11 protein-coding genes are annotated in these 13,123 nt (G+C 29.2%); 10 read left to right on the top strand and 1 reads right to left on the bottom strand.

Features of this window, described 5'->3' with window-relative positions; translation table 11 throughout:
* Positions 1 to 4 precede the first annotated feature (4 nt).
* The 4 genes from CDIF1296T_RS04270 to CDIF1296T_RS04285 all read left to right on the top strand — a co-directional run bounded on the left by CDIF1296T_RS04270 (position 5) and on the right by CDIF1296T_RS04285 (position 5,521).
* On the top strand, positions 5 to 1,417 hold the full coding sequence (locus tag CDIF1296T_RS04270; RefSeq protein WP_018112562.1) for an ester cyclase: 1,413 nt from the start codon (positions 5 to 7) through the stop codon (positions 1,415 to 1,417).
* Between the two features lie 141 nt (positions 1,418 to 1,558).
* On the top strand, positions 1,559 to 2,824 hold the full coding sequence (locus CDIF1296T_RS04275; protein ID WP_009895721.1) for an MFS transporter: 1,266 nt from the start codon (positions 1,559 to 1,561) through the stop codon (positions 2,822 to 2,824).
* Between the two features lie 41 nt (positions 2,825 to 2,865).
* The gene (locus CDIF1296T_RS04280) at positions 2,866 to 4,464 is read left to right on the top strand and encodes a sodium:solute symporter family protein (protein ID WP_003439138.1); all 1,599 of its coding nucleotides are present in this window, start codon (positions 2,866 to 2,868) and stop codon (positions 4,462 to 4,464) included.
* Between the two features lie 34 nt (positions 4,465 to 4,498).
* Positions 4,499 to 5,521 carry a LacI family DNA-binding transcriptional regulator gene (locus tag CDIF1296T_RS04285; protein ID WP_003429728.1) on the top strand — a complete coding sequence of 341 codons (1,023 nt, stop codon included), beginning with the start codon at positions 4,499 to 4,501 and terminating at the stop codon, positions 5,519 to 5,521.
* A gap of 482 nt (positions 5,522 to 6,003) precedes the next feature.
* On the opposite strand, the gene CDIF1296T_RS04290 is transcribed toward CDIF1296T_RS04285, so the two are convergent.
* Entirely contained in the window at positions 6,004 to 7,407 is a 1,404-nt protein-coding gene (locus tag CDIF1296T_RS04290) for an ATP-dependent metallopeptidase FtsH/Yme1/Tma family protein (RefSeq protein WP_003439135.1), read from the bottom strand.
* A 1,197-nt stretch (positions 7,408 to 8,604) separates the two neighbouring features.
* Between CDIF1296T_RS04290 and infC the strand changes: the two genes are divergently transcribed.
* The 6 genes from infC to CDIF1296T_RS04315 all read left to right on the top strand — a co-directional run bounded on the left by infC (position 8,605) and on the right by CDIF1296T_RS04315 (position 12,945).
* Positions 8,605 to 9,096, top strand: coding sequence for a translation initiation factor IF-3 (gene infC / locus CDIF1296T_RS04295; protein ID WP_306437123.1), 492 nt, complete (start codon positions 8,605 to 8,607; stop codon positions 9,094 to 9,096).
* A 27-nt stretch (positions 9,097 to 9,123) separates the two neighbouring features.
* Positions 9,124 to 9,318, top strand: a complete 195-nt coding sequence (gene rpmI / locus CDIF1296T_RS04300; RefSeq protein WP_003429729.1) for a 50S ribosomal protein L35 — start codon at positions 9,124 to 9,126, stop codon at positions 9,316 to 9,318.
* Positions 9,319 to 9,373: 55 nt separating this feature from the next.
* A complete protein-coding gene (gene rplT / locus CDIF1296T_RS04305) occupies positions 9,374 to 9,730 on the top strand; it encodes a 50S ribosomal protein L20 (protein WP_003429730.1) in 357 nt (118 codons plus the stop codon).
* 309 nt (positions 9,731 to 10,039) lie between these two features.
* Positions 10,040 to 10,585, top strand: a complete 546-nt coding sequence (locus CDIF1296T_RS04310; RefSeq protein ID WP_009895726.1) for a helix-turn-helix domain-containing protein — start codon at positions 10,040 to 10,042, stop codon at positions 10,583 to 10,585.
* The gene (locus CDIF1296T_RS19510) at positions 10,572 to 10,745 is read left to right on the top strand and encodes a hypothetical protein (protein ID WP_018112537.1); all 174 of its coding nucleotides are present in this window, start codon (positions 10,572 to 10,574) and stop codon (positions 10,743 to 10,745) included. Before CDIF1296T_RS04310 ends, CDIF1296T_RS19510 begins: the two co-directional genes overlap by 14 nt.
* A gap of 274 nt (positions 10,746 to 11,019) precedes the next feature.
* Positions 11,020 to 12,945, top strand: a complete 1,926-nt coding sequence (locus CDIF1296T_RS04315; protein ID WP_009895728.1) for a metallophosphoesterase — start codon at positions 11,020 to 11,022, stop codon at positions 12,943 to 12,945.
* Positions 12,946 to 13,123 lie beyond the last annotated feature (178 nt).

The following is a 13,123-nucleotide window of genomic DNA, read 5'->3' on the forward strand; positions in this document are numbered from 1 at the left end:
TAAAGTGGCATCTACCAACAAAAATAATGCAACAAGTAAAGAGGAAGAAAAAGAAGTTTCTACAAGTGGGCTTGAATCATGTACGGTTAAAGAAAACAAAGCTAAAATGAATCAAACTAATTTTAGTAATATAAATGAAAATCAAACAAATGAGAATAAAACGAACACATATAAAGGAAATATAGATAAAGGGAATATAGATAAAACAAACACAAATAAATCCGACATAAATAAAGTTAACATAGATACAGTGGATACAGATAAATTAAATACAAATACTCTTACTAAAAAAAATAAAAAAGTTATATTTAAGGGGGAAGATAATATGTCATCTACAAAAATTTACTATGGAGATTCATTAGAAGTAACGCCTGTTGGAGTAATGGATTACAATGATTTTTCAAAACAGACAAAAAGGGAACAGGAAATACCTGGATTTGATTCTAAGTATAGAGATTTTGTAGATTATATTATGAAGATTACACATAATATCTGGGAAGAAAAAGGTATAGGTGTTATTTATGATACATATCACAATAATGTTACAATGCATTGTGGCTCTTCAAATTTAGTTGGTATTAAAGATGTTATTTCCAATACTCTTCAAACATTACATGCGTTTCCTGATAGAAGATTAATTGGTCAAAATGTAATATGGTCTAACTTTGGTGCTGATGGTTTTTTATCTTCTCACCGTGTTTTGTCTACAGCAACTAACTTAGGTGATAGTAATTTTGGACCAGCAACAGGTAGAAAAATAAACTTTAGAACTGTAATTGATTGTGCCACAACTAACAATAGAATCCACGAAGAATGGTTGGTTAGAGATAATTTATGGATTGTTACTCAATTAGGATTAAACCCTCAGGAAGTAGCAAAGGGTATGGCAAAGGCAAGTGAATCTAAAGTGCTTAGTTTACAATCAACTTATGGTATCTGTGAATCTATGGATGGTCAATTTATGCCAACTAAGTATCAAGCAAAAGATGATTCTGTTGGCGAAATGATGCTTGAAATGACAAGCCGCATTTATAATTATAAGTATATAAATGAAGTTAAAAAATACTATCATGATAATGCAGTAGTACATTTTATATGTGATAAAGATTTAAATGGCTATGATGAGATTCAAGGAATGATTGTAAGTTTACTTGCATCAATTCCAAATGGAAGTTATGAAGTGGAAAGAGTAACTTGTAATCAAAGAGAAAAAAATGAAGGTTATGATGTATCTGTAAGATGGAGATTACGTGGAATAAATGAAGGTATAGGATTTTTTGGACAGCCTTCTGGAAAGCATATAGAAGTAATGGGAATCAATCATTATCATATACTACAAGGTAAAGTAAAGGAGGAGTGGATAACTTTTGATGGTATGGATGTATTAAAACAAATGTATATGGGAGTAGAAGAATAAAGCTGTTTAGAGTATAAATAGTTTTGAAATATATAGGGAAGTATTGCTTTATAAAATTTAAGTGGGGAATGTATATGAAAAATAGATGTTTAAACTTTTAGCAAAATTATGACTAAATTTAAAAGGGGGAATTATAAAAATATGAAAACAACGGTTGAAATAGAAAATGATATCATATTAGGAAAAGACTATTCAAACCTAAAAAGAGGAATTGCATTTTTTTCAATTGCTTTAATATACTTTTTTTATTGCTACAATTTTATGGTGGGTACTTTTATTAAACCAACAATGATTTATGCTTTAGCAGATGGGGGATTTGGTTTTTCATTAAAACAAACAGAAGAAATATTTGCAGTTATGTCTTTTGGTACAATTCCAGGTACATTTATTTTTGGGGTGATTTCTACAAAAATTGGGAAGAAGAGGACTTTAATTAGCGTTGCTTTACTGATTGGATTGACAACATTTATACCAATGTTATCTCCTACAAATATTATGTTATGGAAAATAGCACGTTTGTGTACAGGAGTAGTGTTGGGAGGCGTATTTGGAACAGCTATGCCTTTAGTTGCAGATATGTTTCCAAGTAAATATCGTGGTAAGTTAGCTGCTATATTAACTGCTTTATTTTCATTAGCAATGATTTTTGGTGGGAAAGTATATGGCGTTTTAGGTGATGCAAATTGGCAAATATTGATGTATACTGCGATTATACCACCTATAGTTGGAGCTATCTTAGCAATCTTCTTTGTGCCAGATGATTTGGAGTATACAAAGGAATTAGTTAAAAAGGGAAAAGAAACTGGTGAAAAGATTAGCTATATAAGTATGTATAAGGGAAAATACTTATGGATTGGATTGGGAACGATTCTTTTATCAGGTGCAAATTTTACAGCATATTCAGCATTTTCAAATAATGCAACTACATACCTAGTGACAGGAATAGGAATGTCAGCAGCAGTGGCTGGGTCTATATATAGTTTACAAGGAATTGGTCAATTAGTAGGATATTTATTCTGGGGTTCAATTGCAGATAAATTTGGAAGAAAAATACCTTTTATAGGTATGGCATTAGCAGCAGTGTTTGTTTTTATATATACAAAATTAGGTGGAGATAATACAACAACATTCTATATGATATCAGTATTACTAGGTGTTGCTGTTGGATATTCTGGAGCATGGGGAGCATACTACACAGAGTTGTTCCCAAGTAAATATCGTTCGTTGTCATCTGGTATGTCATTTAATGGAGGAAGGATTATATCTACGTTTGCAATACCTGCTATAGCTGGTACAGCTTCTGGTACTTTAGGTATGATGACTATCTTTTACATATCAATCGCAGTCTTTGTAGCAGGTGCTATTGTATGGTTATTCTTACCAGAGACGTTAAATAATAAAAAATAAAATACTAGGAATTTATTTTGTTACTTAGAAAGGGGTGGCTTATGATTTCATCAATTGATGTATGTATTATAATAGGATATTTGCTATTAATGTTAGTTATTGGTTATTATTCAGGAAAAGATAATAAAAATCAAGAAGATTATTTCTTGGCAGGTAGGTCAATGCCATGGATTCCAATTGCTTTATCAGTTGCAGCTACTATGATTAGTGCAAATGGCTTTATAGGTGGTCCTGGATGGGCATATGTAGATGGAATGTATCCAGTAATGGTTAATATTACAGTACCTTTAGCAATATTTTTTGCACTGAGCATTACCACCCCAGTTATCTATAAATTAAAAATAACCTCTATATATGAATATATGGGACTTCGTTTAGGAAATTATTCAAGAGGATTAACTATTATTCAATTTTTTATTAATTCATTGATTCAAGCTAGTTCTATGGTATATATTCCAGTGCTTATTATTCAAATGATTACTGGCTGGTCACTTTATGCTTTAGTCCCAATAGTTGTACTTGTATCAATTATATATACTCTATTAGGTGGGATTAAGGCAGTTATATGGACTGATAGTATTCAAATGATAGTAGTAATAAGTGCTGTATTTATAGTAATTATTGTAGCCTTAAAAGGAATGAATCTAAGTTTCTTTGATACATTACAAATTGCACAACAGAGTGGAAAATTAAATACATTTGATTTCAGTAGGGATATTTCAGTGACAAATACTTTTTGGGCTACTTTAATTGGTGGAACTGTAATGTGGATAAGATACTTTTGTTTTGACCAATCTCAAGTACAAAGAGTTTTAACATCTAAATCTTTAAAATGTGCAAAAAATTCTTTTGTAGTTAGTGCATTTGTTATGAATTTAGTTTACTACTTTATGCTATTGGTAGGAGTAATTTTATTTGTTTTTTATGGGGGAAGGACATTTGAAACTTCAAATGAAATAATGATTACTTTTATTTTAAATGAACTTCCAGTAGGAGCCATTGGAATTATTATTGCAGGTGTGTTTGCAGCAGCAATGTCTAGTATCGACTCTATATTAAACAGTATGACAACTGTTTTTACGAAGGATATTTATGAGTTTTATTTCAAAAAAGATAACAAAGAATCATCATTAAAAGTTACAATGATTATAACTGTAGTTATAGGAGTTGTTATGACAGGTTTTATTATTATGGGATTTGGAGGAAGCATCAAATCAATTCTTGACCTTGTTGGTAACTATATCTCATACTTTGCTGGACCAGCTACAGGTGCATTTGTACTAGCAATGTTTACATATAAAGCTAATGATAAAGGAGTATCTATTGGTTTTATTGTAGGGTTAGTTTTAGGATTTTTTATTTCTAATAAATATAATGTGAGTTGGTTGTGGAATCCAGCAATAGGTGCTACAATAACATTGATATTTGGATATATTTTTAGTGTCATTTTAAAGAAAAATCATAATGCAGATGATATTAAAAAATACACTGCATTTGGTATGAGAAATCACCTTATTTCTCAAGGAATGGATAAAGTAGATGGAGTATCTATAGTGCCATTTTCTTTAGGTAAACAAGAACTAATTGTATTAGCTTTTTTTATTATCCAATATATTATATTATTTTTGATACAATTTTAAGAAGAAATACTAGATATTTAAGGAGAAATACTAAATGAATCAAAAGAAAGTTCATTATAATAAATCGGCTACCTCAAAAGATGTTGCAAGATTGGCAGGAGTATCTCAATCATCTGTTTCAAGAGCATTTGGTAGTGCAAATGGAAAGGGCGTAAAACCTGAAGTAAGAGAAAGAATTTTTCGTGTAGCAAACGAAATAGGATATGTTCCTAATTTGGTAGCACGGGGAATGATTAGTGGAAAAACTAATGTTATAGGATTGATAGTTGGTGATAGTCTAGGTCCATTTTACAATAGAATTATCAATTTATTTGTAGAAAAAATTCAAGAGATAGGTAAACAGTGTCTCGTTTTTAAAGTTCCTAGACAACAAAGTATAGATAGTATAATTTCAAAAGTAATTCAGTTTCAAGTAGAAGCTGTGATTATTACAGCTTCGGCCATGAATAAGGTGATGGCTGAGACTTGTGAAGAAAACAATATTCCTGTGATTCTTTTTAATCGTTTTATACCTGGTATAAAAATAAGTACAGTCTATGTAGACCCAATTGAAGGTGGGGGAATGGCTGCTGAATATCTGCTTAAGAAAGGTCATAAGAATATAGGATATATTCAATTTACGAGAGAAACAAGTGAAGAAATGGAAAAGAAAATTGGATTTTATTCTAAGTTAAGACAAAGTGGGATTCATAATCTTAAAGAAGAATCTGCAAACTATGATTATGATTCTGGATATGAAGCAGGTAAGAGAATGTTAGCATTATCAAATCCTCCAACAGCAATTTTTTGCACAAGTGACTTGATAGCTATTGGTGTAATGGATGCTGCAAGGTTTGAGTACAAGTTGAGGGTGCCAGAGGATTTATCAGTGATAGGATATGATGATATTCAAATGGCTTCATGGAAGAGTTATAATTTAACGACGATTAGACAGCCACTAGATTTGTTGATTGAAAAAACAATTAACATACTTAAGTCCTTATTAAATGAAGAAAATCCAGAGTCAGTCGTTGAAATGTTAAAACCTGAATTGATTGAAAGAGGTTCTACACTTTAAGTGGTAGATATTTAATTAAGTGATAGATATTTAATTAAGTGGTAGATATTTAATTAAGTGGTAGATATTTAATTAAGTGGTAGATATTTAATTAAGTGGTAGATATTTAATTAAGTAGTAGATACCTAATTAAGTTGTAGATATCTGATAAGAAATTTTTAAGTTTTCAATCGTTCTAAATTGTGAGTATAAAAATCTACTAAATTTAGTTATGTAAAATATAAATTATAGGTGTAGAAACTAGGCTACTAGCTTTTATACCACTTCAAACATTACTGGAGGTAGTTAAGTTTACAGCAGTTTAGTTTTATGTAGATATAATATTCTGTAAATAGACAAAATTAAAATATGTAAGTGTCTCAAAATGAAATTTTTAGTTTATGAGGCACTTTTTTGTATAAAATCAAATGTATTTTTATAACTTTAACAATAAAAAGAGGCTTATCTCTATTTTGAGACAGCCTCAAATTTTTAAAACTATATTAGTTTACAGCTTCTTTTCCTATCAAATCTTTTAACTCTTCATGAGTCATAGTTTCTTTTTCAAATAAGAATTTAGAAACAGAATGTAAATCTTCAAGATTATCCTTTAACATCTCTAAAGTCTCTTTATAACAAATTTCAACTATACGATTTGCTTCCTTTTGAACCTTATCACATAAGAAAGTCTTATCATTTCCATCAATAGTCATAAATCCTAAGTTACTCATACCATATTCACAAACCATTTGGTTAGCTATTTCAGTGACTTTCTTTAAGTCGTCCTTTGCACCAGTAGATTTATGATTAAATATTAATTCTTCTGAAGCCTTTCCAGCAAGTAATATTTTTATTTTTCCAATCAACTCATCCTTAGTATAAATATATCTATCTTCATCAGGTAATTGAAGAACATAACCTAATGCTTGTCCTCTAGGAACTATAGATATTTTTTGTATAGGACAAATTCCTACTATATCACTTACAAGAGCATGTCCAGCTTCATGATATGCTACTATTTTTTTCTCTTTTTCAACCAATGCAGAGTTTTTAGATTCTAGCCCTGCAATAACTCTTTCAAGTGCCTTGTCAAAATGTTCTGATGTAATACACTCACTGTCATCTCTAACTGCAAATATAGCTGCTTCATTTGCTATATTTGAAAGATGAGCCCCATTGAAACCATGAGTTTTTTTAGCTAAAAGTTCTAGATTTACAGATTTGTCTATAGGTTTGTCATCTGTATGTACCTTTAGAATTTCAAATCTAGTGTGATAGTTTGGTGCACCTATATGAATGTGTCTGTCAAATCTTCCTGGTCTAAGTAAAGCTTCATCTAATAAGTCAAGTCTATTGGTAGCACCTATTATTAATACATTGGAATCTTTATTAAATCCATCCATTTCAACTAAAAGTTGGTTTAGTGTTTGGTCTTTTTCGTTGTTACTTTCAAGATGTCTCTTTGCTCCTACAGCATCTATTTCGTCTATAAATATTATACTTGGAGCTTCTTTTCTAGCTTTTTCAAATAGAGTTCTAACTCTTTTTGCTCCCACACCTACATATTTTTCAACGAACTCTGAACCAGTAACATTAAAAAATGATGAGTTTGTTTCACCAGCTACAGCAGATGCAAGTAGGGTTTTACCTGTTCCTGGAGGACCATAAAATAATACTCCTTTAGGTATTTTTGCACCCATTTTTTGATATTTTTGTGGTGACTTCATAAAATCGACTATTTCAAATAGTTCTTCTTTTACTTCGTCTAATCCAGCAACGTCTCTAAATGTAGTCTTTGGTTTTGTAGAAAGTGAATCATCTGTTTGATTATCTCTTTCCATTTTTGTCTGTGCAAAGACAGGAGCTGGATTGTTGATTTTCTTAAAAAAGTTGTTTAGCATTTTCATATTCACACCTCAGGTAATTAATTATTGTTAATCAATTTTATATTTTCCATATTTACTATTTTTTATTATTTATTTTTCATGGAAAAAATATACATGTTATCTAAATAAAAATAAATTTGTAAGATGTATGAAAAAATGAATTTATGTATATAGAGATTTCTACTTATGTATTGAATAAAGTATTACAAATTATAAATTATAAATTATGTATTGATTATATATTGAGTAAAGTATTATAAAGCATGTATTGATTAAGTATTTATTAAGTATTGAATAAAATATTACAAATTTAGTTGAAATGAAAATGATAAAAAATGTTGTACTATATTTTACAAATCATATAAATAGAGAAATTGTTGTAGCACAAAGTAGTAGGTAGTATATTAGAATATAATTATAGGATTTGTTGTGTAGTATAGTAGCATATTAGAATATAATATAGGATTTGTTATGTAGTATAGTAGCATATTAGAATATAATATAGGATTTGTTATGTAGTATAGTAGCATATTAGAATATAATATAGGATTTGTTATGTAGTATAGTAGCATATTAGAATATAATGTAGGACTTGTTATGTAGTATAGTAACATATTAGAATATAATGTAGGATTTGTTATGTAGTATAGTAGCATATTAGAATATAATGTAGGACTTGTTATGTAGTATAGTAACATATTAGAATATAATGTAGGATTTGTTATGTAGTATAATAGTATATTAGAGTACAATATAGAATTTGTTATGTAGTATAGTAGTATATTAGAATACAATATAGAATTTGTTGGGTAGTATAGTGTTATATTAGAATACAATATAGGATTTGTTATGTAGAATATATAGAGTCATGTAGAATATACATATATAAAAGGATTTTGGGTATAAATTTAAAAATTAATAGCAAAATGAGTAGTATAGACATATAATGAGTAGTAGGAAGTAATTAAATTTTTCCTAAACAAAAAAAATAGTTGCAAATAATTTGATTAAGTGATATAGTAAATAAGGTAAGAATAAAACAAAGAAGAAGTCCGCTTCTCACCTTACGCCGGAGGTTAGTAAGGTAAATATAAGTTAAAGCTTAATTTTAATTTAAGTTTGTTTAAATTTGGTAACTTATATTGCGGATGATTACGTCATCCGCTTTTTATTTTATAAAAATTTTGGAGGTGTCCTACAATTAGCAAAGAATTAGCAATCAATGAACAAATAAAAGATAAGGAAATAAGAGTCCTTTCACCAACAGGTGAACAACTTGGAGTAATGCCTACTAAAGAAGCTCAAGCAATGGCTAATAGCAAAAACTTAGATTTGGTTCAAATCTCGCCGAATGCAAATCCACCAGTATGTAAGATAATGGATTATGGAAAGTTTAGATATGAGCAAGCGAGAAAAGAGAAAGAAGCTAAGAAAAAACAAAAAACTATAGTTGTAAAAGAAGTAAGACTTAGACCAGGTATTGAACAAAATGATTTAAATACGAAAGCTAATAATGCTATAAAGTTCCTTAAAAAAGGGGATAAAGTCAAAGTTGAACTTAGATTTAGAGGAAGAGAATTAGGACATAAAGACATAGGTAAAGAAGTTATGCTTAAGTTTTTAGATATAATAAAAGAGTTTGGAGAACCAACAAAAGCCCCTGCATTTGAGGGTAATAATATGGTTGTAATTATAGATCCAAAAAAATAGATGATTAACTGAGAGGAGGAATTTGTCATGCCTAAAATGAAAACTCATAGAGGTGCAGCAAAGAGATTAAAGAAAACAGGAACTGGAAAGTTAAAGAGAGCTAAAGCTTTTAAAAAACATATATTAACTAAAAAATCTGCAAAAACTAAAATGAACTTAAGAAAATCAACTTTAGTAAGTGATGGAGATGCTAAGAGAATAGCACAATTATTACCATACTAAGATACAGATTGTAAATAATAACTATAGAAGAGGGATATAAAAGGAGGTCATAACGATGGCAAGAGTTAAAAAAGCTATGAACGCTCGTAAAAAGCATAAGAAAATATTAAAACTTGCAAAAGGATTCAGAGGATCTAGAAGCAAATTATATAGACCAGCAAATACATTCGTAATGAAAGCATTAAAAAATGCTTATATAGGAAGAAAGTTAAAGAAGAGAGACTTCAGAAAACTTTGGATACAAAGAATAAATGCAGCTGCTAGAATGAATGGAATATCTTATTCAAGATTAATGAATGGATTAAAATTATCTGGTGTTGAAGTTAACAGAAAAATGTTATCTGAAATGGCTATACAAGACCCAGAAGGATTTGCAAAATTAGCAGAAGTTGCTAAAGCAAAATTAGCTTAGTATTGAATCATGAGATGTAAAGTCTTTGAGTTATGTAAATAATTCAAGGACTTTTTTATTTTTTGAAAAATACTTATTAGTGTCATGTACAACCAATTTTATAATGATAAATAAAATAAGCAATACAATAGAATTTTATGAGATTTATTATAAGAATTGTTACAATTATTTATGATAGCTATAAAAAGTCATAGTAAAAATGATATTGATGTATGTTGATATATGTATAAAGCTTTCAATCAATCTTGAATTAATATTATCAACATGATAATATTATCTTATTAATAATATAAATAAGGGGGAGATAATATGAATGAAAAACTAATGGATTGTTTTGTAAACCCAATTAAATGCAAGTTATTGATTGAAATTTTTTCAAATAATCGAACTACAGCTAAACAATTAGGAGAAAAGTTTCAAGATATATCAAAGGCAACACTTTATCGTTACCTTAATAAAATGTTGAAAGATGATATTATAAAAGTGGTTGAAGAAAATAAAATAAGGGGAACTGTTGAAAAAGTATATGCTATGAAGTTAGATATAGCTGATGATGTGAACAAAATTATAGATGAGAACTCTGGAGAAGAATATGCTCAACTGTTTACTCAATATATGATGGGATTTTTAAGAGAATTTTATGAATACGCTGAAAGAAAGGAAAAGGATATCCTAAAAGATGGTTCAGGATTTTCTGTCTGTCCAGTATATGCTAGTATTGATGAGATAGTTGAAGTGAGTAAAAAAATTGCTAGTATACTAGAACCTCTAAGAAATAACTCACATGAAGAAGGTAGAAGAATGCATTCTATAGGAGTGATAATTACTCCACCTAAAGAGGATGAAGGGAAATAAATCTGATTTACATGGGGTAGAGCCAATTTATACAGAGAATCGTTTTATGATTTACATATGTATCCAGAGCAAAGTATCTCTGCTTGGATTGTACTTCATTGTACCATTTCATCCAATGACTTGGAGTGGTACAATGAAGTTTTTTAATTTTTCATATTAATGCTAAAGAAATGAACTTTAGACCACATATGCAATTAGGTTGCATTATACAATTAGACCACATATACAAAATAAAAATCAGTATTTTTATAGCAGATAAATTGACTGTTATTCTTCTTAAAAATCATCTATTAGTTATTGTTAGCATATTGAAAGAAATTATAGTAATCTATTGAATAAATGAATATTGCCCATAATCATATAAACTGCTATAGTTTAAAATAAAGCAGGACGTTAAATTTTATAGTAATCTAAAAATTTAAGAGGGGGATTTTATGAAAATAAAATTTGTTATTATGCCATTGGTGATATTTTTAATGGTATTATTTGTGGGGTGTCAAAGTACAAAAGATACAGAAGTTAAAGCAAAAGATACAGAAATTAAAATATTAGGGACAGGTGATTTACATTCAATTTTGACAGACTCTATGGTTTCATATATAAATGAGGAAAGGGAAAAGAATAAAAATCTGCTTATGGTAGATGCGGGAGATTTCTATGGTACACAAAGTAGAGAAATGTGGGAATGGTCTTCTGGAAAAAAGTTAATTAATATTAAAAGAAATGGTAGAGCAGAGTATGATGACATAATTAAGAGTAGTAAAGATGAAGTACCTATAGTTAAAGATATGGCAAAGTTGAAATATGATGCTGTAGTTTTGGGAGATAATGAATTTATTTCAAATGATAAGCAAAGTCTTGATAAACTGGTTTCTGATTTTAAAAATAATAATATGCCATTGGTATCAGCAAATATATATGAACAATCTGGAGAAAATTATGTACAACCATATGTAATGAAAAATATTAAGACAGATGAGGGCAATGTAAAAGTTGGAATACTAGGTCTTACTATAAAAGAAGTAGGGGAAACCCTTGGTCTTGAGGATTTTGAAAAGGATAAAAAAGCTAGAGAGCTTGGAGAACAAGCTGATTACAAAGGAAAATTATATGCAAATGATTTAGTAGAAGATGCAAAGAAATGGATAAAAGTTATGGAAAAAGAAAGTCCAGACATAATAGTTGCAGTTGTACACTCAGGGGAAGAACCTAAAACAGATAGAAATCCAGGAAATAGAATAAAAGAGTTAGCAACTACAGTGGATGGAATAGATGCAATTGTAGCTGGTCATACTCATGAAAAAATAGATGAACACAAATATAAAAATAAATCTGGAGATGAAGTAATTGTTACACAACCAGGTTGGCATGGAGATAGAGTATCAGAGATTAATTTCAAATTAAATAAAGAGAATGGAAAGTGGGACATAAAGGAAAAGTCTAGTAAATTAAAAATAATTGATAAAGAAGTAAGTATAGTTGCTACTGCAGATTTACATTCACATTTCTCTGATGAATTAACAGTTGACCTTGTTAATGAACGTAGTAACCCAATTGAACCTGTTGTAGTAGATGCAGGCGACTTCTTAGACCCTCAAACAGATGAAATGACTCAATGGTATAAAGAGTGGAAAAGTATAAGAGATAATAATAGTGATAAAACGATTAGTAGATGCCCAATGGTCATGGATATGAATCAGGGAATGTATGATGCAGTAGTACTTGGAAATCATGAATTTGTATCTGAAAAAGATGAATTTTGGTCAGATGAACGCCTTTTAGATGCTGTTATAGAGGATTTTGAACAGGTGGCAATTTCTGTGTTATCGGCAAATATATATAGGCAATCTGGTAAAAATTATGTTAAACCATATATTATAAAAGATGTGGAGACGAGTGAAGGTAATGTAAAAGTAGGAATATTGGGACTTACTATAAAAGAAGTAGGTAAAGGTCTTAAAAATGTAAACTTACAAGAGCAATTTCAATATAAGGATAAATTGTATGCAAATGATTTAGTGGAAGATGCAAAGAAATGGGTAAAAGTTATGAAAAAGAAAAAACCAGATATAATAGTTGCAGTTGTACATTCAGGAGAAGAACCAAAAAATCCAAAACATCCAGGAAATAGAATAAAAGAACTAGCAACTACAGTAGATGGTATTGATGCAATTGTTGCTAGTCATACTCATGAAAAAATAGATGAGCATGAATATAAAAATAAGTCTGGAGAAAAAGTTATAGTGACACAACCAGGTGAGCATGGTAAATATTATTCTAAAATTACCTTTAAAGTAAATAAAGAAAAGGGTTCGTGGACTATTAATGATAAATTCAGTAAAACAATTGAGGTTGAATAACTTTATAAAATTTATAGATAAAGTAAATTATCTGATATTGACATGATATATAAGATAAAGTTTCTAATATTGGTATAATGCATAATGTGAAATATTTTAATAATAAGAGAATAAACAAGACAAATAAAAATATTTTAACATGTAAGATATAGTATGAACTATTATACTAATGCTTACT

This window comes from Clostridioides difficile ATCC 9689 = DSM 1296, assembly GCF_001077535.1.
GTDB classification, from domain to species: domain Bacteria; phylum Bacillota; class Clostridia; order Peptostreptococcales; family Peptostreptococcaceae; genus Clostridioides; species Clostridioides difficile.